Annotated in this window: 18 protein-coding genes; 7 read left to right on the top strand and 11 right to left on the bottom strand. The window is 40.4% G+C overall.

Annotation, left to right across the window (positions count from 1 at the left end; translation table 11 throughout):
• Positions 1–12 precede the first annotated feature (12 nt).
• Together ACM0OX_RS28215 and ACM0OX_RS28210 are read right to left on the bottom strand one after the other, a co-directional pair.
• Positions 13–1,800, bottom strand: coding sequence for a GmrSD restriction endonuclease domain-containing protein (locus tag ACM0OX_RS28215; RefSeq protein WP_414518289.1), 1,788 nt, complete (start codon positions 1,798–1,800; stop codon positions 13–15).
• 108 nt (positions 1,801–1,908) lie between these two features.
• Complete coding sequence (locus tag ACM0OX_RS28210) at positions 1,909–2,850, bottom strand: 1-aminocyclopropane-1-carboxylate deaminase/D-cysteine desulfhydrase (protein ID WP_414518287.1); 942 nt, start codon at positions 2,848–2,850, stop codon at positions 1,909–1,911.
• A 219-nt stretch (positions 2,851–3,069) separates the two neighbouring features.
• On the opposite strand from ACM0OX_RS28210, the gene ACM0OX_RS28205 reads away from it, so the two are divergent.
• The 4 genes from ACM0OX_RS28205 (at position 3,070) to ACM0OX_RS28190 (ending at position 9,911) form a co-directional block, all read left to right on the top strand.
• Positions 3,070–4,800, top strand: a complete 1,731-nt coding sequence (locus tag ACM0OX_RS28205) for a diflavin flavoprotein (RefSeq protein WP_414518286.1) — start codon at positions 3,070–3,072, stop codon at positions 4,798–4,800.
• Positions 4,801–4,909: 109 nt separating this feature from the next.
• The gene (locus ACM0OX_RS28200; protein ID WP_414518285.1) at positions 4,910–5,431 is read left to right on the top strand and encodes a phosphate-starvation-inducible PsiE family protein; all 522 of its coding nucleotides are present in this window, start codon (positions 4,910–4,912) and stop codon (positions 5,429–5,431) included.
• A 180-nt stretch (positions 5,432–5,611) separates the two neighbouring features.
• The gene (locus ACM0OX_RS28195) at positions 5,612–7,348 is read left to right on the top strand and encodes a diflavin flavoprotein (RefSeq protein WP_414518284.1); all 1,737 of its coding nucleotides are present in this window, start codon (positions 5,612–5,614) and stop codon (positions 7,346–7,348) included.
• 763 nt (positions 7,349–8,111) lie between these two features.
• Complete coding sequence (locus ACM0OX_RS28190) at positions 8,112–9,911, top strand: iron uptake porin (protein ID WP_414518282.1); 1,800 nt, start codon at positions 8,112–8,114, stop codon at positions 9,909–9,911.
• A 181-nt stretch (positions 9,912–10,092) separates the two neighbouring features.
• On the opposite strand, the gene rpmA is transcribed toward ACM0OX_RS28190, so the two are convergent.
• Both rpmA and rplU read right to left on the bottom strand, forming a co-directional pair.
• A complete protein-coding gene (gene rpmA, locus ACM0OX_RS28185; RefSeq protein WP_099099325.1) occupies positions 10,093–10,389 on the bottom strand; it encodes a 50S ribosomal protein L27 in 297 nt (98 codons plus the stop codon).
• A gap of 29 nt (positions 10,390–10,418) precedes the next feature.
• Positions 10,419–10,826 (bottom strand): 50S ribosomal protein L21, encoded by a 408-nt coding sequence (gene rplU, locus ACM0OX_RS28180; RefSeq protein ID WP_414518299.1) that lies wholly within the window; start codon positions 10,824–10,826, stop codon positions 10,419–10,421.
• Positions 10,827–11,407: 581 nt separating this feature from the next.
• On the opposite strand from rplU, the gene ACM0OX_RS28175 reads away from it, so the two are divergent.
• On the top strand, positions 11,408–11,641 hold the full coding sequence (locus ACM0OX_RS28175; RefSeq protein ID WP_414518281.1) for a Nif11-like leader peptide family natural product precursor: 234 nt from the start codon (positions 11,408–11,410) through the stop codon (positions 11,639–11,641).
• 487 nt (positions 11,642–12,128) lie between these two features.
• Complete coding sequence (locus ACM0OX_RS28170) at positions 12,129–13,217, top strand: DNA polymerase beta superfamily protein (protein ID WP_414518279.1); 1,089 nt, start codon at positions 12,129–12,131, stop codon at positions 13,215–13,217.
• A 76-nt stretch (positions 13,218–13,293) separates the two neighbouring features.
• Here the strand turns inward: ACM0OX_RS28170 and ACM0OX_RS28165 are convergent, their stop codons facing one another.
• Entirely contained in the window at positions 13,294–13,590 is a 297-nt protein-coding gene (locus ACM0OX_RS28165) for a hypothetical protein (RefSeq protein ID WP_414518278.1), read from the bottom strand.
• 162 nt (positions 13,591–13,752) lie between these two features.
• Entirely contained in the window at positions 13,753–14,877 is a 1,125-nt protein-coding gene (bchI, locus tag ACM0OX_RS28160; protein WP_292733070.1) for a magnesium chelatase ATPase subunit I, read from the bottom strand.
• A gap of 386 nt (positions 14,878–15,263) precedes the next feature.
• On the opposite strand from bchI, the gene ACM0OX_RS28155 reads away from it, so the two are divergent.
• Positions 15,264–16,487: a glycoside hydrolase family 10 protein gene (locus tag ACM0OX_RS28155; protein WP_414518277.1), complete on the top strand. Its 1,224-nt coding sequence runs from the start codon at positions 15,264–15,266 to the stop codon at positions 16,485–16,487.
• Between the two features lie 111 nt (positions 16,488–16,598).
• Here the strand turns inward: ACM0OX_RS28155 and ACM0OX_RS28150 are convergent, their stop codons facing one another.
• From ACM0OX_RS28150 to ACM0OX_RS28130, 5 genes are all read right to left on the bottom strand, one after another.
• Positions 16,599–17,282, bottom strand: coding sequence for an ATP-dependent Zn protease (locus ACM0OX_RS28150; protein ID WP_414518276.1), 684 nt, complete (start codon positions 17,280–17,282; stop codon positions 16,599–16,601).
• Positions 17,279–17,440, bottom strand: coding sequence for a hypothetical protein (locus tag ACM0OX_RS28145; RefSeq protein WP_414518275.1), 162 nt, complete (start codon positions 17,438–17,440; stop codon positions 17,279–17,281). Before ACM0OX_RS28145 ends, ACM0OX_RS28150 begins: the two co-directional genes overlap by 4 nt.
• Positions 17,441–17,726: 286 nt before the next feature.
• Positions 17,727–18,572, bottom strand: coding sequence for a GNAT family N-acetyltransferase (locus ACM0OX_RS28140; protein ID WP_414518274.1), 846 nt, complete (start codon positions 18,570–18,572; stop codon positions 17,727–17,729).
• Between the two features lie 113 nt (positions 18,573–18,685).
• Positions 18,686–19,540 (bottom strand): formyltetrahydrofolate deformylase, encoded by an 855-nt coding sequence (purU, locus tag ACM0OX_RS28135; RefSeq protein ID WP_414518273.1) that lies wholly within the window; start codon positions 19,538–19,540, stop codon positions 18,686–18,688.
• Between the two features lie 257 nt (positions 19,541–19,797).
• Positions 19,798–20,424 (bottom strand): DUF4340 domain-containing protein, encoded by a 627-nt coding sequence (locus ACM0OX_RS28130; protein WP_414518272.1) that lies wholly within the window; start codon positions 20,422–20,424, stop codon positions 19,798–19,800.
• Between the last annotated feature and the right edge of the window lie 123 nt (positions 20,425–20,547).

Here is a 20,547-nt window from a genome sequence, read left to right as displayed (position 1 = left end):
GCAATCGTATATTTAGGAAGAGATATTATCTGTGCGATTGCCCATATCAAAAACATTAAATTCAATTCCTTCTAACTTCAGTCTTAAAGCCTCTAATAAGAGGTTTACCCTTTCTTCAATAAAAATTGTTATGGCATTTTCAGGAAGTGCATCGGCTCTTGACCATTCAAGAATGATTGTCGGTATAAGATGAGAAGTTAACACTGCTTCTAAACCAGGTTCGTCATATTCTTTGAGATAATCTAATGGGTTTTTATCGCTAATTTTCAAATTAGTTATTTGAGACAGATAGGCAATATTCATCAAGCTGTCACATTCTATTTGGCTAGCAATACCACTCTGTTTAATAAAGTTAACTGGAAATATATGATGCAAGTTAGGCTTATCTGTTAGCAAATAATAAACATCAGATAAAATATCTCTATGAGGTTTTGCCCAATCTTGCGGTCTGTGGTTTGCATAAAGTGATAGTATTGCTCTGGATAAACGACCTCTATAACTGTAGAAAGATTTTCTTATCGAATTCTTATCAATATCAAATTTATTGAATGAGTAAGTGCTATTAGCCTTTTGTTGATTAACAAAATCTATATGTTGCCAGAGGTGAGTAGTGTTTGTTAGTAAATCTGCATTATGAAAACTATAATACCAAAAATATTTGTTTAAAAAACTATAATCTGGTTTATCATTTCGATAAAAGTATGCTGTAATAGTCAGGTATAAATATCGGTAAGGAATTAATCTTCCACCCTTAATATGCAAAATATTATCAAAGAAATCAAAAGTTTTAGCAACGGCTATTTTAAAATTAGACCATACAGCTTCAATATGCTCTGTTTTTAGCTTATTAAGATACATATCAGTAATATTTTGTATCCCAGCTTCGGGAAATTCAAGTTTTACTACTACAGCTAACATCTGGAGCAATGTCCAATTATCGATACTGGCATATTGACTACTAGAAATAGTTTTTTTAAATTTATCAAATAATTCACGAAGATAGAATCCAGAGATATTATTTGTCTTATTTTCAGAACGAAAAGTTTTAGCAACCACAATATCAAAGATATCCAAGGGTTTACCAGCTTGATTAATCCGCTCAAATATTTGACAAACTTCTGCAACTTCAATACCTCTCAACTCAATGAAAGAAATTTTATAACTATATAAGACTTCTCTAATCCTTCTCAATTGTTGCATATAGGGATTTTCAAAGTCACCGTATCCATTTTTATGAAGATTTCTTTCTATTTCCCCAGGATTTTTAAGAATATCTATTAAACTGACAATTAGTTTATCTTGATAACGGTTTTTTCTCCCAGTATTTGCTGTAAGCTTACCATCTCTATCATCGATTTCGTCCCAAAACAAAAATCTTTTTGCATAGCTTGTGTCATCAGTCGCATCAGTAAGTTTAATAGTCAAGTCTATATATAGTGTTGGATCAAAGTTTTCGTTATTAGCAATTTTACCCTTGCCCCCATGTATTGATGTTAATAGAGAAGTTGTTCTTTGTTGTCCATCTAAAATGTATTGGTATTCATTCGAGTGAAAATTATCAGCAAACTTTATACCACCTATTTCTCTATGACTTTCTAGCTTGGTATTAGTTTTCCAAATTAAAATACTTCCTAAAGGGTAAAACTTATAGATACTATCCCAAAGTTTTTTAACATTCTCTTTCTCCCAGGCAACATCTCTTTGAAAGGTTGGAATTTGATATTTATTTGATAGAAGATTTTCCAAATAGAGAGCAATACTCTGATCATCCGCCTTAATGCGTTCAGTAGATGTAAACATTGAATTAACCTTATCTAAGTTTGAGTAAATATCAAGATTGGTGTATGAATTTAACTTGGTTTAGTAAAATTCCATACAAGGTTAACTGATATTTAATTAAGTGGCAACTCAAATTTTAGAAAATCTCTGCAACCTTTCTTCCATGCCCACGTTGCCCTGTAAGCCGCCTGTGTGTACCAGCAGTAAGCGATCGCCTTTAGCAAAAAATCCCTGCTGTAGTAAATCCATCACTCCGTAAAACATTTTGGCGGTATATATGTAATCAAGGGGTACGCCATGTTCCTGTGTAAACTGCTGGCTGAACAGTAATAACTCATCGTTCACCTTTGCATAGCCGCCGAAATGATAATCACATACCAATTCCCAGAAAGCGGGAGAATTATATGGTGTAGGTAAATCAGAGGCGAGGTAATTTGTCAATAAACTTTCAATTTCCTGTACAAGAAATGCGCCATTTTTCAATACAGGAAATGCGATCGCTCTTTGTCCTTCATGCAACGAAAGCGCAATACCTGCTAGTGTGGTGGCTGTACCACAGGCTACGCAGATACGATCGAATGCGATCGTCGCATCACCAACTATTTCTGTGCAGCCGCGCACACCATTTAAATTACTCCCGCCTTCGGGAATGATAAACACCTTGCCGAAACTTTGTCGCAGATATTCTTCTAACGCTGGTGTGTTGCGCTGTCGATACATTTCGCGGTTCAGATATACAAGCTGCATACCCTGTTGTACAGCAAAACTCAGCGTTGCGTTTAATGGTAGCCTTTCCTCTCCACGAATTACGCCGATAGTCCGAAAACCGAAAAGATTACCAGCCGCCGCAGTTGCATAGATGTGATTGGAATAAGCGCCGCCAAAGGTTAGCAGTGTTGTGAAGTTTTTCTCTTTGGCCTCTAAAAGATTGTATTTCAGCTTAAACCACTTATTGCCATTAACCCACGGGTGCATGAGATCCAGACGTAGCACATACAGTTTAACACCAGCGTTACGGGCGATTTCGCTATTGATTTGTTGTAGAGGAGGAGTAATAAAGGTTAACGACATCTGTCAAGATTCTAACTTAGAATTTGCATTTTCTCACGTTCATTACCGAAGATAAAAGTAATGATAAACATTGAGTAATTCAATGGTAAGTCAATCAAGATGATGAATAAATCTTTCTAATGATTAGCTTTAGAAATTGGCATTTTACTAATTGAGTGTTTCAGGTAAATATAAGAAACAGAACACTCGCTCCAGATAATATTCTTTTGGAGAAAATAAATGGTTGCACTCACACAGCTTACTCAAGTTATTTCCAATCCTGGACGTTTGACGATTGAAACTGTTGAAATTGCTCCTCAAACGACTGCTATACGTTGTCTTGACTGGGATAGAGAGCGTTTTGATATCGAGTTTGGTTTACGGAATGGTACAACCTATAATTCTTTCTTAATTCAAGGAGAAAAAATTGCCTTAGTTGACACATCTCACCGCAAGTTTGAGCAATTATATCTTGAGATAGTGGCGGAATTAATCGATCCAACTAAGATAGATTACCTGATTATTAGCCATACAGAACCAGACCACAGTGGCTTAGTGAAAGATATTTTAGAATTAGCTCCCTCCATTACTGTTGTTGGTGCAAAGGTAGCTATTCAATTTCTAGAAAATATGGTTCACCAGCCTTTTAAATCAATACAGGTGAAAAGTGGAGAGCGATTAGATTTAGGCAACGGACACGAATTAGAATTTATCTCTGCGCCTAATTTACACTGGCCTGACACAATCTTGACCTATGACCATAAAACTTCCACACTTTACACTTGTGATGTGTTTGGGATGCACTACTGTGATGACCACACTTATGATGAAAATATTACCTTACTTGAGGAAGATTTTAAATATTACTATGATTGTCTCATGGGGCCAAATGCTCGGTCTGTCTTGGCAGCTTTAAAGCGGATTGAAAAGTTAGAAATAGCAACTGTTGCTACAGGACATGGCCCTTTATTACAAAACTATATCTCCGAATGGCTGGGACGATATCAAAACTGGAGTTTAGAACAAGCAAAAACAGAGACTTTAGTAGCTCTATTTTATGTTGAAGATTATGGGCATAGCGAACATTTAGTCCGTAACATTGCACATGGATGCGCGAAAACAGGCGTGGCAATAGAATTAGTAGACCTCAATAGTGCGGAGCCTCAAGAAGTTCGAGAATTAGTTGCACAAGCTTCTGGTTTAGTAATTGCAATGCCACCCCAATCTTCGGTGATGATTCAAGCTGCTTTAAGTACAATTTTGGCTGCTGTTAATAAGAAACAAGCAATTGGTTTATTAGAGTCAGGAGGGGGAGAAGATGAACCAATTTACCCCTTACGTAATAAATTTCAAGAACTAGGATTAACTGAAGCTTTTCCACCTATTTTAGTTAAGGAAATTCCTACCCAAGCAACGGAACAACTTTGTGATGAAGCGGGGACAGATATGGGTCAATGGTTAACCCGCGATCGCACCATAAAACAAATCAAATCTATCAATACCGAGCTAGAAAAAGCTCTAGGGCGTATTACCACAGGATTATACATTATCACTGCCAAAAAAGGAGAAGTTCAGAGTGCAATGCTGGCTTCGTGGGTGACACAAGCCAGTCTTGAGCCTTTGGGAGTTGCGATCGCAGTCTCCAAAGATCGGGCAATTGAATCCTTGATGCATGTTGGCGATCGCTTTGTTTTAAATGTTTTAGAAGAAGGCAAATATCAAGGATTAATGAAACATTTCCTCAAGCGTTTTGCTCCTGGTGCAGATAGATTTGCGGGAGTGAAAACATATCCAGCTAAAAATGAATCACCCGTTTTAGCTGAAGCTCTAGCTTACATGGAATGTGAAATCACTAGCCGTATGGATTGTGGAGATCATTGGGTAATTTATAGCACAGTCCAAACTGGAAGAGTTGCCAACCTACATGCACTTACTGCTGCACATCACCGCAAAATTGGCAATCATTACTAAATGGGACATTGGGCATTGGGCATGGTTATTCTCCTTATCTCCCTCATCTTCCCAATTCCTAACTCCTAACTCCTAACTCTCCACTCCTCACTCCCAACACCCAACAACTATGTATAAATCTGCTGAAAATACCCCGATTACCATGTACGAAATCAATCGTGGGCGCGTTGTGCGAACCTTGGAATTTATCCAAGATGTGATTGTAATTTCTTTGTGTATCGGTTTATTTAGCTTCATGGTGCTTCAAGTGAAAGATATGTTTCTCTCCTTGCTTCCACCTCTAGATTTTCATGCTGTTACTGCCGATATTCTCTTTTTACTTATCTTAGTTGAGCTATTCCGACTGCTAATTATTTACCTACAAGAACATCGAGTATCTATTGGGGTAGCTGTTGAAGTTTCTATTGTTTCCGCCTTGCGAGAAGTCATTGTTAAAGGTGTTCTAGAAACAAGTTGGAGTCAAGTTTTAGCAACTTGTGCCTTTTTATTAGTCCTGGGAGTACTATTGTTCCTCCGAGTTTGGCTACCCCCTACCTTTGAAGGTATCGATCCCGAACAAGAAGTCTCTAAACGCTATAGAAGCAAAGCCAAGTCTGAATTAATACAAAACAATGGTCAACATAATTCGTAATTGATAATTCGTAATTCGTAATTATTACCCCCAGATAAAGTTGCTTGCCTAGAAATAATAATCATGTTACGCACTTTTATGCCTCCATTGAGGAATCTTGTAAGTTTGCATTCTTCAATTACGAATTACGAATTACGAATTACGAATTATTTAGCCAATGCCCAATTAAGAGAGGTTATTATGTCTGCTGCCACATTAATGCCCAACCATAGCAGAGATGTACAAGTTGCTGAAATTGGTAAAAATACTCTGATTTTGCGATCGCGGACTTGGGACAGATTAAAATTTGAAGTTGAATATTCCCGTCAACGTGGAACTACAGCGAATTCTTATCTGATTCAAGCTGATAAAAAGGCTTTAATTGACCCTCCCGGCGAATCTTTTACCGAAATTTACCTTGAGCAACTAGCACAACATCTAGATTTCATATCCCTCGATTACATTGTTCTCAGTCATGTCAATCCCAACCGCAGAGCAACCTTGCGAGTATTGCTCTCTCTGGTTCCTCAAGCCACTCTCATTTGTTCTCGCCCCGCCGCCAATGCTCTCAAAACTGCCTTTCCCGAATTTGAATCACCTATTCAAGCGATGCGATCGCAGGATACTCTAAATTTAGGACAAGGACATGTTCTATCATTTATCTCCGTACCGACTCCCCGCTGGGCCGATGGACTTTGTACCTACGATGCCGCTACAAAAATACTCTACACAGACAAACTTTTTGGCGCTCATATTTGCGAAGATACCTTGTTTGATGAAGATTGGAAGGGGTTAGATGCGGAACGTCGTTACTATTTTGAATGTCTCCATGCACCCCAAGCCAAACAAGTTGAAGTAGCCTTAGATAAAATATCCCTTTTGGGAGCCAGATGTTATGCCCCAGCACACGGGCCAGTTGTCCGTTACAGCCTGAGTCGTTTTACTTATGATTACCGTCAATGGTGTCAAGGACAAAAATCTCAAGAATTGAGTGTCGCTTTACTTTATGCTTCTGCTTATGGAAATACAGCAATTGTGGCGAATGCGATCGCTCAAGGTTTAATCCAAAATGGAGTTAATGTAGAATCAATCAACTGCGAACTAGCCGATTCTGCGGAGATTAACCGCATTGTAGAAACTTGCGATGGCTTGATTATTGGCTCACCCACTTTAGGCGGACATGCACCGACTCAAATTCAAACTGCTTTAGGAATAGTTCTCTCGGTGGCAGCTAAAACTAAGTTAGCAGGGGTGTTTGGTTCCTACGGTTGGAGTGGCGAGGCAATTGATTTAATCGAAAGCAAGCTCAAAGATGCAAATTATCAACTAGGGTTTGAAACAATTCGGGTGCGTTTCAGCCCGACTCCTGAGATTCTTCAGCAATGTCAAGAAGCTGGTGCTTTCTTTGCTCAAAACTTGAAGAAAACTAAAAAGCTACGGACTTCCCGCCATATTGTCACAGAAACCCATGTAGATCGTACCGAACAAGCAGTGGGGCGGATCGTTGGTTCTCTGTGTGTTGTGACAACTCGTGATGAAGAAACTCACAAAGGGGTTTTAACTTCTTGGGTATCTCAGGCAACTTTTAACCCGCCAGGAATTATGATTGCGATCGCTAACGAGCAAAATGCAGATTTAATGCATCATCCTGGCGATAAATTTGTGCTGAATATCCTTAAAGAAGGAAGAAATGTGCGGCGCTATTTTTCTCGTCATAGCACTTTAGGGGATAATCCCTTTGCAAATCTTGCCACAAAAACTGCTCTTAATGGCTGTTTAATTTTGAATGAGGCGTTAGCCTATTTAGAATGTACAGTGCAAAATCAGCTGGAATGTGGCGATCGATGGTTAATTTATGCCGTCATCGATCGCGGTGAAGTGTTGGAAAATGATGGTGTCACGGCTTTGGAACATCGGAAATCTGGCAGCTATTATTAATCTGACTGTTCACTCTTGTGTAGAAAACCTGGCGTTGCATATTTGCGGGATGATTTTGCTAGTTTTGTGGGATGGGCATCTTGCCCGTCCCTTGTATTTCGGGGCGGGCGAGACGCCCACCCTACAAGAATCATCCCTTGATTCAGCAACGCCGAAAACCTCTTTACTTTGTAGAGCTACGGTGTACACACAAGTCTTTTAGAGTTGCAATGGCATTGTTTTGCCTGACAATGCCATTGTTTCGCCTGACAATAAACTCATTATTGATTGCACAAGCGATCGGGTTATATATTTTAATATTATCAAAAAGCTATTTCTTATTATATTAAATAATACGTTAATGTTGTTTGTACATATTTAAAAAATAAAAACTTCAAAAATGTTTATTTTTGTAAAAGATACATGGTAAAGTACCACTTATCAAAACTATAGTATATCTATAAAGTTTAAGTAGTTTGAAAATGTCAAAAAACATTTTTCAAGCGATGAGTCCTTACTTATGGCTAAGTAGTTCTTAAAATTCCAATTTTGAGATTGAGAAAAGCTGCAATTATTCTCAGCCAATGCATCGGCTGAGATATTACTATGTGAATTCTGTACAAAGTAATTTTGTGCAGCATAGATTTGCATAGTTAATCAGCAAACTCTCAGCAAACAGAGTATTTAATTCTTGAGAGCTTGCTTTAGCAAGTTAGCTTTAGCTTGTGAATAATTAGTATTCACAATAAACAGTGGTGTTTTATTTTGTGTGTGAGGAATGAGTGTGAATTACTATCAATTAATGTGTACAAAAAGAGTCAGTTGGCTGTGCTTACTTACTGCTTTAATTTCGCTGGGTGCATCTCCTGCAACTGCTCAATCAATTGCTGAAAATTCTGTAAACAATTTTGAGAGCGCAGACAAAGACAACAGTAGCGGAGTTTCAACTACTTCTAATTCTCAAGAATTTAATGCGATCGCTCAAGTAAACTCTGTCTCTCAATTATCTGATGTTAAGACAACGGATTGGGCATTTCAAGCACTGCAATCGGTAGTGGAGCGTTACGGTTGCATTGTGGGATATCCTGACAGTACTTATAAAGGAAATCGTGCCTTAAGCCGTTATGAATTTGCTGCGGGATTAAATGCTTGCTTAGATAGAATCAACGAACTTATTGCTACTAGCACTGGTGACTTAGTTAAGAAAGAAGATTTAACTACTCTCCAAAAACTTCAAGAGCAATTTGCATCTGAACTTGCAACATTGCGGGGCCGAGTAGATGCCTTAGAACCTCGTACAGCTACCTTAGAAAAGCAACAGTTTTCTACCACAACTAAGCTTAATGGCGAAGCGATTTTTTCTTTGTCCACAGCGACAGGTGGAGAACCAGGCAGCCAAGATGCTAAGTTAGCCTTCAATAATCGCGTCCGGCTCAATCTTACCAGCAGCTTTAACGGCAGCGATCTTTTGATTGTTGGACTTCAAGCTTACAACTTCAGATCGAGCGGTTCATTTTATGAAAGAGGAACCATTCAAGGCCAATTACTGCCAAATTCAAGTTTTCTTGGTGCAGGTTCAACCAAGTTAAGCTTTGAACCTCAATTTCCTGGTTTTAATCCCCAGACATTACAACCTGATGGCGGAGCAAATTCAGTTAGTCTTTACAAGCTAGCTTATGTCTTACCGTTGTCTCAGAAATTCGTTGTCTTTGCTGGAACCAATGCAGAGATTACAGATGTTTTTCCTGCAATCACTCCCTACGCCAGCGATAGTCAAGGTGCAATCTCTCGATTTGCAGGTTACAACGCTGCTGTCAGAATTACAGGAGGCACTTCTGGTACGGGTTTATTAGCGGGTGCTGGTTTCTTGTGGAATCCTTCAAAACAAGTGGGACTTGGAGTTATTTATGGTAGTGGTTCGGCTCCGATATCAGAAGATCGCGGTCTTTTGAACACACCTTTGGGAGGAGGTTTCTTTAACGGTACACAAGCAATTGCTGCCCAACTAACCCTCAAACCAATCTCAACTATTGATATCGGCATCAACTATGCACACAGCTACCACACAATTAACATTCTAGGTACAGGCTTGGGTAGCGCTGATATTGCTTCTATTCAATTTACTCCCAATGCAGCACAACTGGCGAGGTTTGGTGGTGACGCTACACTAGCAACTCTTGATGAGCCAATCACTGTAAATTCTGTGGGTGCAACGGTAACGTGGCGGTTTGCACCGAAAACATCCCTGTCACTATCAGGTGCATTGCTTTTTGCTAATCTCTTGAATGTGGATGCCTCTACAACCTACAGTAGTTGGTCGGCTGGGTTGCATTTTAGAGATATATTCCATGAAGGGAACACCGCCGCCGTCATTTTTGGACAGCCGCTTTACCGAGAATCTGTAGCGGGAGTTGCTTCTCGTCCAGAAGACGCGACTCCCTACCATTTAGAAACATTTTATAACTATCGGGTTAATGACAATATCTCCATTACCCCTGGTGTATATTTCATCTTTAGCCCGGAAGGCTTTAGTGCTAATGACACAGCAATTGTAGGCGCACTTCGCACAACTTTTACTTTCTAGAAGACTGGAGGCTGGGGATTGGAGTCACATTGAAAATATTTTTAGCCTTGTCGAACATTATTGTTCGATGAGCTTGGTTAAAGCCGTCCGTCAACGTCACCGACGAACGGCTGCTCGCTTTTTTAACATCTGGGCTGATGCCTTAACTTGACATCAACGGCAGGATGCCCACCCTAATACTCTAACTTGCTACTGCTTCAGCAGGAGCTGCCTCAGCAGCAGTTATGGGTAAATAAACACTAACTTTTTTACGAGTTTTGCCCTTTCTCTCAAACATTACAACACCGTCGATTAAGGCAAACAAAGTGTCATCGCTACCAATACCGACGTTGTTACCAGGGTGGAATTTAGTACCACGCTGACGTACGAGAATGTTGCCTGCACGTACAACTTGACCGCCATAACGTTTCACACCCAGACGTTGGGCATTAGAATCACGACCGTTGCGTGTACTACCTGTTCCTTTCTTATGAGCCATAATTTCCTCTTGTGTATCTACTTCTTTTATTATTCAGCAGCGGTTTCAACTTCTTCAGCAGCAGTGTTATCTATAACGGGGGTTTCCTTCTCCGGTTCTCCTTGGGCAGCAAACACTGCACCGTTAAGGGTGATGGAGTCAATCATAAGTCTGGTAATTTCCTGACGATGCCCCCGTTTTTTGCGGGTTTTCTTTTTCGGCTTCATTTTGTATACCAGGACTTTACGACCTCTGTAATGTCGCATTACAGTCCCTTCTACAGTCGCACCTGTTACTAATGGCTGTCCAATGGTGACTTCGCCATCGTGCTGCACAAGTAATACGGCATCTATTGTAACTTTTTCATCTGGTTCGATCGCTAGCAGTTCAATGTCGTAAAACCGCCCTGGCTCTACTCGTATTTGTTTGCCGCCAGTTTCAATAATCGCGTAGGTCATGGAATTGTCCTTGAGGTTGCCGTACAGGTAGCTGGTTTTTATCTCCTGTAGAGATGCTTTTGCCAGCCTTTGTAATATGTCTACCTGATCCGAGCAGGAATTAGACAGACAATCTAACATACTATTTTATTCATAGGCGTCAAGTCAAGCTCTAATAGGATTTTTGCGTTTGGCATTGCTGTCTAGTCAACCTGAAGATGAAAAATCAGTTAATTACTCTGTGCGATCGCTCATTTTCCAAGAGTGGGGAGAAATTAGCCAACTGTCGTCATAGGTGTAGACATAGCGCGTTGTAAACATTGCCCACTCCCACGAATCTAAATTGTATTTATAAGAAGTCAGAATAAATATTTTTTAGATAAAAATTGCTACTATCTTAGGGCTGAATCTTCCAAAAATTAACATTAGTTAGTATTAGCTGAAAACTTATACTTTTTTATCAAAATCAACATATTTTTCTTCTTTGTTTTAAGATGAAATACAAGGAATCTCATTTATAAATTATTTACAAAAGTTAGTGAATCCTCAAGAGTTAAACTATCACATTCAAACCTGATATTTCAAACAGGAGATTGATTGTCATGACACAGCAAAATGCTGCCCGACTTTTTCAAGCTGTAAAACAAGATCAAGCATTACAGCAAAGACTCAAAGCAACAGCCGATCCAGACGCCTTCATCAAGATTGCTCAAGAGCGTGGCTATGATTTCACCGCCAGAGAACTGGATAGTGAGATTAGCAAATTATCTGAAGAAGATTTAGCCGCCATTGTCAATCCAGGATGGGGAACTAGACGCCACATTTATCCTAGATAATTTCTGTTCTAGGAAAACGAAAGTATAGAAACAATTGAATTGACAAGTTTTGCTCCTCAAGGGGATACTATTGCATCCTTTCCTTTAGGAGCATTCTTGTTAAACACAAGGCTCAAATCCCTGATTTCCTAGAGAATTTAGGGATCTTACTTATTGTTTGCAAATGATTAAGTAGAGCTGTTATATCAAGTCCGGCTAATTAGTTATGATTTCCACAGTCATTGCACCCCACCCCGCTTGCGAGGCTACGGTGTATACACAAGTCTTCTAGAGTTGCGCCACAGGCTTTTGATCCCCCCAACCCCCCTTAAAAAGGAGGGCAAAAAGCTTTCAAACTCCCCCTTTTTAAGGGGGATTTAGGGGGATCTAGGGGATCTAGGACAATTTTGGTTTTCTAGAAAGTGTATGTTAAAAACCCTTTCTCTACTCTCCATCTCGCCACCTGCTTAACTCATGAGTTAGGATGACTATATTTTAATCAGGTGATATGAAAAGAATAGAAGTTGAGCAAAGAACTATTTTAATTGGTTTGGCTGGTAGCCACGGCTATGGTTTAAATCGTCCTGATTCCGACTTTGATTATCGGGGAGTATTTATTGCACCCAAAAGGTACTATTTGGGATTCGATCGGATAGAACAAAAAGATACTGGTTGGGATGAACCAGGAATATTTCCATTCGTTGATGGTAACAAAGACACAGTTATATATGAATTAAGAAAAATCCTCCAGTTATTAGCTGGCGCTAACCCCAATGTTTTAGAATTGCTCTGGTTAAATAACTATCCTTTTTTAAGCGCAGTCGGACAGCATTTAATCGATCGTAAACAGTTATTTTTGAGCAAGAAGGTAAAACATACTTACACTGGTTATGCTTTTGCCCAAATCAAAAAGATGGAAACTCATCGGAAGTGGTTGTTAAAGCCACCGCAAAAAAAACCGATACCATCTGACTTCGCTATAGAAGACGAAGCACCCCTTAGCAAAGATGAGCTAAATGCTTTTCTGGAGTATCTTTATAACTTAATCAGAGGACGGATTGAGTTTTTAGAAGAAGCGGAACAATTATATCAATTGCTGACAGCAGATATTGATTTTAAAGGAGTGTTAAAACAATATACTTTACCTGATGAAACTTTGGAATATACCCAAAAGTTAACCAATAGCCGTAAAGATTTTATTCGTCTGCTTCAGAAAAGCCAAAGCTATCAAATAGCTTTAAGAGAATGGAAGGCTTACTTATCTTGGCAGGAAAATAGAAATCCGGCTAGGGCCGAAATGGAAAGAAAGTCAGGTTTTGACCTCAAACATGGAATGCACTGCATTAGATTGTTACGCAGTGGAGTAGAAATATTGCGGCGAGGTGAAGTGATTGTAGATAGGAGAATAGCTGGTGATTTTGAGGATTTAAAAGCTATTTTAAAAGGTGAGTATTCTTATGAGCAGGTGATGAAAATAGCAGAAGATTTGGTCGCTGAAATGGAAGTTGTTTGCGAACAATCTGCCCTACCTCATAAACCTGATTTGGAGCAAATTAATGAGTTGTGTATGGAATTGGTGGAAATGCAGAATTGGTGATTCAAAAAGTTAGGAGTTAGGAGTTAGGAGTTTCTAATTAATTTTTCACTCATAACTCCTAACTCCTAACTAAATTTTAAAGAGCGTACATTAAATCAGCAAAACCATAGAGGCTGATGATGAGTAATAGGGATGCTGTTAGTTGGGTAATTCGCGTCTGGGGTGAGGGGGCGATCGCTTCCCGCACTAAGATGGAAATAGATGCCCCAACTACTAAGCTCAAGCCTAAGATCAAATAGGGCATATCGGGTAAAATACTGGCTATTGCCAGCATGGCGATCGCTAATAAGAGCATCAATAATTCTACAAACCTAGGCGGGTTGTATTGGCTAGATAGAACAAAGCTGTTGAACCAAAAAGACCAAAATCTCATATTTCAGTACTGAGTTAGGAGTTAGGAGTTAGGAGTTATATATAGTCAGTGCTGAGTGAGGAATTAAATAAAATTGTGAGATATGAAGCAGCTTTCCATTCAAAACTCTTAACTATTAATTCTTCACTGGAGGCGGAGCATTTCCGGCTCCGCTCCTAACTTTTAACCCCTAGCTCCTAATTTTTGACCTGTGCCGTTCTTTTGTGCAGTATCACTTTCTGGTAGTTCGACGCCAAAGACGCGGCTAAAAACTTTGGCGACTTTGTAGCCAGAATCAATCGATTCTAAAGGGTCTTTCCGCAGTCTGTGACGCAAACATAGCGTAATTACGCGGTGGATATCATCAACTGTAACTTCAGTGCGTCCTTCATAAGCTGTTAAGGCTTTGGCGGCGCGGTTACTAACAATGTCACCCCGCAAACCATCTACATCCAGTTCTGAGCAGACTTCAGAAATTTTCACCCGCAGATCGTAGTCAATTTTCACTTCTGGCAAAAGCTCTTGAGCATTGACAATTTGCTGTTGTAATGCTTCTTGCTGGGGTTTGTAATTTTCGAGAAATACTGGCGGGTTTTGGTCAAAATCCGCCCGTTGTTCCACGATTTGCACCCGCAAAGCTGGTTCTTTGACTGTGTGAATTTCTGCGTGCATCCCAAAGCGATCGAGTAATTGGGGGCGTAGTTCGCCTTCTTCTGGGTTTCCAGAACCCACAAGCACGAAACGCGCTGGGTGACGAATAGAAATACCTTCTCTTTCTACAGTGTTCCATCCACTAGCAGCGGAGTCGAGTAACACGTCTACAAGGTGGTCATCTAGTAAGTTGACTTCATCCACATAGAGAATGCCTCGGTTAGCCTTTGCCAGCAGTCCCGGTTCAAAAGCTTTGACACCTTCAGATAAAGCTTTCTCGATGTCGATTGTGCCACAAACTCGGTCTTCTGTAGCTCCTAGCGGCAGGTCTACCATTTGGACTTTTTTGTGAGCTACGGGAATTTCCGCCCCTTGTTCTAACAGTTGGCGGACTTCATCGCTCATCAAGTCGGGGTCGCTAGGATCGCTACTGAATGGGTCATTAGCAACCACAGAAATTTCTGGTAGCAGATCCGCCAGCGCCCGGATAGTTGTGGATTTCCCGGTGCCGCGATCGCCCATAATCATTACACCCCCAATTTTGGGGTCAATCACGTTCAATAGCAGCGCCAGTTTCATTTCTTCCTGGCCCACAATTGCCGTAAAAGGAAATACTACGCGACGCGCACTTGCCGTGGATTGAGCAGTTGGACTCACTAAATTACCTTAACAATATTTTTCTTATTACAGTTCTTTATTGTGACACAGGTAGGGCATGGGGGAATGTGAAGATCGGGGGCGGGGGAGCGGGGGAGCAGGGGAGAAGTTGCAGTAAGTCTTTCACCTCTGCCCCTCTGCCTCTTTTAAATGCCCCATTCCCCATACCAATATCTATTGGGCACAAATGCTTATTAGCTGCGTCAACTATCTTAATTTGTCTGTTTTAGTTTTTTTGGTGCAAAAGTTCCATAAGTAGAGAACGAATAACTACCAACTCATCAATTCTGTACTAAGCATAAATACTTGTAGACTATATGGTTAGTAGATTCAATCGTAAAAACGAGCAATGGCGTGTGTGGGTAGCTAATGCATCATTCAAATTTATGAAATCATCTTTTATTGTCCAAAGTTGGCGGCGATTACTCAAGTCTTTTTTTCCGATTCTTATTTTAATATCGTTTCTTACTGTATTGTTGGTGGACAGTTTCACCCCTGCGATCACCTTCGGTGGGCGCTTCAGCGCCATCGCACAGATACCCCGTCAGGAAATTCGCGGGGTTTGGATGACCACTAATGATTTTGACACCCTCAAAAATCGCGACAAAGTGCAGGATGCAGTGAGTCAACTGCGGCGGATGAACTTCAACACAATCTATCCTGTGGTGTGGAATTCTGGCTATGTGATGTATCCTAGTGCCCTAGCACAACGTGCAGGTATTCAACCTTTTGTCTACAAAGGTTCAGATGGACATGATATTCTGGCAGACCTCATTATCCAAGCCCATCGCAAAGGATTGCTGGTGATTCCCTGGTTTGAGTTTGGTTTCATGGCTCCCCCAACCTCAGAACTAGCAATGAATTACCCGGATTGGTTCACACAAAAGCGGGATGGTAGCCAAACTTCAAACAGTGCGGCTGGTGAGGTGATGTGGCTCAATCCGTTCCATCCAAAAGTGCAACAATTCATCACCAATTTAGTGCTGGAGACTGTTACCCAATATGATGCCGATGGCATTCAGTTTGACGATCATATGAGTTTGCCTCACGAATTTGGCTACGACCAATATACAGTTGCTTTGTACACCAAAGAAACCAAAAATGCTCCCCCAAAGAATCCCCAAGATACGGCATGGGTAAAGTGGCGGGCAGATAAGATTACGGCGTTCATGGTAAAACTTAACCAAGCTGTGAAGCAGAGAAAACCCCAGGCGATTTTCTCTGTTTCTCCTAATTACTATGATTTTGCTTACAAATTTCACCTGCAAGATTGGCTAGGTTGGATGCGACAAAATATTGTGGACGAGTTAATTGTGCAAATTTATCGTCCGGATATAAAAAGTTTTGTGGCAAATATTTCCCGCGCAGAAATTCAAGAAGCGCAACAAAGAATTCCAACTGGAGTTGGCATTATGACAGGGTTACGAAATAACCCAGTTCCCATACAGCAAATCAAGTCTCAGGTGCGGGCTGCCCAAGAACGCGGTCTAGGCGTAACCTTCTTTTATTATGAAAGTCTTTGGAACGATGCTCTAGAATCTTTAACTGAGCGACAAGCTGGATTTGAAAATCTTTTTCCATCTCCTGCACTCCGTGCCAGAGTTGAATAACTTTTCTGTTTAAGATGATGCTAATGAGTTCGTAGTAAGCACTAAAGTGCTTCTTTTTTAAGCACTAAAGTGCTTACTACAAACTCTTCATTACTAACTTGATATAACTTCCTACTTCCCACTCCCTACTCCTAACTCAGCATGACAATCTTCTACCGAAGTACGTTGTCGCATAGCACTAACTAAAGTCTCGTAGCTAGACCAATTTTCTTGCAGTAGAGTTTTTGCCTGGAGAGCATGAAACCGCATTTTCTGCTGATAAACTGACTCAGAAAAGCCTAACATTGTCAAAACTCCTATCAGCTTGCTTTTATCATCAGTTCCACCCTCAGCATTATCAAAAACCAGGGTTTCAGCAGCAATACCCGCCATCCAAACAGTGCAGTAGCGGTCTAGCATTTGGGCGCTGATTTTACCCACTTCTAGTTGAGATGCTAATTCGCCATCATCAAAGCTGACACCGCCTTGGCCAGGTTGCCCCTGTTTCCAGGCTTCCCAAGCGCTGAGTGTGTAGCCAGTAACGGGAATACCCAATAGGTAAGCAACCAAAAAATGTCCTGCTTCGTGGTGGACGATGCGATCGCGATGTTCTTTTGAAAAACCAGCAATCCAATCTACAAAGATAGTACCACCCTTGCCTTGCAAGCTGAAGCTATCTAATGTCGCGATGCCTAAGATGGTGAAGGTAGCAAGTGCTGGTACTGCCGGAGATAAGTTGAAGAATGGCCCCACCAGTACCGATAGGGTCATGAGAAAGATAGATATTGCAACTAAATTTAGGCTAGTTTGGCTCATTGAGAGTTTTCTGAGAATCTGCTTAATCTTTCTTTATTATGAGGCGAGCGCACGGCTTTTGTATCAAGCGAGTTGTAGCGATGGGCAAAAAGTGCTTTGTAAGCCCGCCAATTTAGGTGGGAAAATTCCTGCGATCGCCCTAACTGCTTACGCCGCATAAACGACCCAAAAACAGGTTTTTACAGCCGGATTTCAACTCCATATCGCTAAACCAGCCGATCCTGCCAAACTAGTTGCTGCGATCGCAACCCTTGTTAAGAATTGACCTTTTATCAAGTTTGAAGCACGCAGACTAAGTAAATAGGTGAGAATAATTCAAACTATATTAACTAATGTAAAAAATATTAAAATTAGTTTGTAGTGAGGGCTGAAGCCCTCACTACAAACCTTTAATTATTTATGCCATCCTACTTAAGTGGATTGTATAGTAGGGGTGTAAAGACGTTAACCTAGTTCTACACTTGTCACAGCAAAGATGCGATAAATAGGTAAACTAGGAATTTCTTTAGTGTACATTCGAGCAGTTTGAGAGACTGGTTGCAATTGGTAACGTTGAACTAGGTCAATCGCTTGTAGATTTGCATCCGGCACATCAAAAAACACTGGAGCATGAGGATTTTGTGCAAGTAAGGCTTGAAATAATGCTTCAGCAATTTGTTCATCATTAGCAAACAGTGGCCCAACCCTAAAACCTGTATGGGCAGATCGGATAACTCCGTAACCAGCAAGATATCCATTTTTGAGAAACCCGAAAGCAGTACTTTCTGGCTGTTCAATCCAATGTTGCAGAAACAGCGATCGCTTAGAAGGAAAAAGTTGGCGATCGTAAGCTACCAATTCTTCAAAAGGCACTGTTTTCAGATCCACGATCCCAGCAGGCACAACACCACCACCCACCCCTTGATAACGAATATGGTTATAAGCGATTTGGAAACCAGACTTTTTGTAGTTATCTTGTTGAGCTACTGCACCATCCAAGCCGATGTTACGATCAGCACCCAGATATTCAATTGCTGTCTTCCAAATTTTTATACCCAACCCCTGCCCACGAAACTGGGGTTTCACAACGTAAAAACCTATAACGGCAAAGTGTGGATCGTAAGCAACAGCAGAAATGCACCCCACCGGCTCACCATTCAACTCACCCAAGAAAAAACCGCTCTCGTCAGTTTGATAAAAAGATTGAGCATCATACTTTCCTGGATTCCAACCTTCGGTTGCTGCCCAAGTAATTGCCAAATCAATTTCCGACCTGTTCATTTTGCGGACGATGAAGTTGTCAGTGTTCATAATATCTTCTTACTGCTAGACTGTTAACTATTTAACTTTGCTTTTGCAAACTGACTGAGAACTCTTTATATTACTTTTTTGTATAGCTGCGACTTCAGTCGCTTGAGCATCATTTACTCAAATACTACTGTTCTATTACCATATACTAATACACGATTTTGTAAGTGCGATCGCACCGCTCTTGCTAATACAACTCTCTCTAAATCTTTGCCTTTTCTCACCAAATCATCAACCTCATCACGGTGACTAACTCGCACCACATCCTGTTCAATAATTGGGCCTGCATCTAAATCAGCAGTGGCATAATGCGCCGTTGCACCAATAATTTTTACACCCCGTTCAAAAGCTCGGTGATAAGGGTTTGCTCCGATAAATGCTGGTAAAAATGAGTGGTGTATATTAATAATTTGCGGAAATTGATTAATAAAATCTGCACTAACAATCTGCATATATTTTGCCAAGACAACTAAATTTATGTTGTACTTGCGTAATAATTCTAATTGTTGGGTTTCTTGTTCTGCTTTATTATCTTTATTGATGGGAATGTGCTGAAAGTCGATATTAAACTGCTCTGCAACTTCCTTTAAATTAGAATGGTTACTAATAATTAAAGGAATTTCAGCAACAAATTCTTTAGCGCGTTGTCGCCAAATCAAATCAAATAGACAATGGTCTTGCCGACTTACCCAAATAGCAATGCGTGGTATTGTATCAGAAAAACGTAATTCCCACTTAGCGCCTAAAGGTTGTGCGATCGCATTAAATGCAGGGGCAATAAATTCTCGTGGTAAATTGAACCCATCTAGTTGCCATTCAATACGCGTGAGAAATAACCCAGCAGCAAAATCTGTGTGCTGATCTGCATGGATAATATTACCACCGTTAGAATAGATGAAATTGGCAAATTTCGCTACTAGTCCTCTTCGATCGGGGCAGGAAATCAGCAATGTTGCTGTCGGATTTGTCATGGTAACTTAGAAAAACTAGTGAGATTTGAAGTAGAGTAGCACAGATGAGACTTCTTGCAGAAGTCGGGAAAAGGGGAAGGGGAAAGGGGGAAAGGTTTGGTATTTTCCTTTTCCCCTTTAACCTTTAACCTTTAACCTTTAACCTTTAACCTTTAACCTTTAACCTTTTCCCACCTCTTGGAAAAAGCACTTTTGCAAGAGGTCTATGTGCTAACCCATTATGCGTTACCGAAACATACCACAGAAACCGTAATTGCTTATTTACTATTTGTCGGAGTTGGTAAAGGGGTGCTGAGTCCAGGTAGCTTCTGACTATTATCTACAGGTTGTTTCCACTCTGATAGTTCCCGATTTACGGCATTTGCAAAATCTGTAGATACTAACAGCACATTTATATTACCATCAGGTTTCGTCGCAGAGTCGGCTTGAGCATATAAGAAACGACCGTTAAAGTTAGATTTACCCAAAATTAACTGATGGTTTTGTCGGTTTTTCAGGGTGATATTAATAGTTGCTTGGGGTGGATCTAAGGCAAATTCTCCAAGCTGTTTTGCTGGAGTTGATAAAGTGCGATCGCTATTACCTTTGACCAACAAATCCATTAAATAAGAAACAATAGCGTCATTTGCTGGGCCCGATATCGGAGATTTGATTAACCACTTGGTCTTAATAGATGATTCAGGGTTACGTTCCAGATTCAGGGTGAGTTTTTTTGTCTTTACTGTTAAGGACTGCACATCATCTTCACCAAAAGAGAAAATTTTCTGCTTTTGCTCCTTAATTTCTTCTCGCACAGTTGCACCCCGAATTTCATAGAAGTAAACAAAACTACCTAAACCCAGCGCTAGCAGTATCAAAATTAAAGTCGTTCGTGGCAATTTCATTTTTTAATCATTTGTCATTTGTCATTCGTCATTGGGCATAGAAAAAACTCTTCTCCAGTCTCTACTTGTAACTCCTAACTCCTAACTCCTAACTCCTAACTCCTAACTCCTAACTCCTAACTC

Origin of the sequence: Nostoc sp. PCC 9305 (genome assembly GCF_963920915.1) — a bacterium.
In the GTDB taxonomy this organism is placed as follows: Bacteria; Cyanobacteriota; Cyanobacteriia; order Cyanobacteriales; family Nostocaceae; genus Nostoc.
This window is presented reverse-complemented; position numbering and strand designations above follow the sequence as displayed.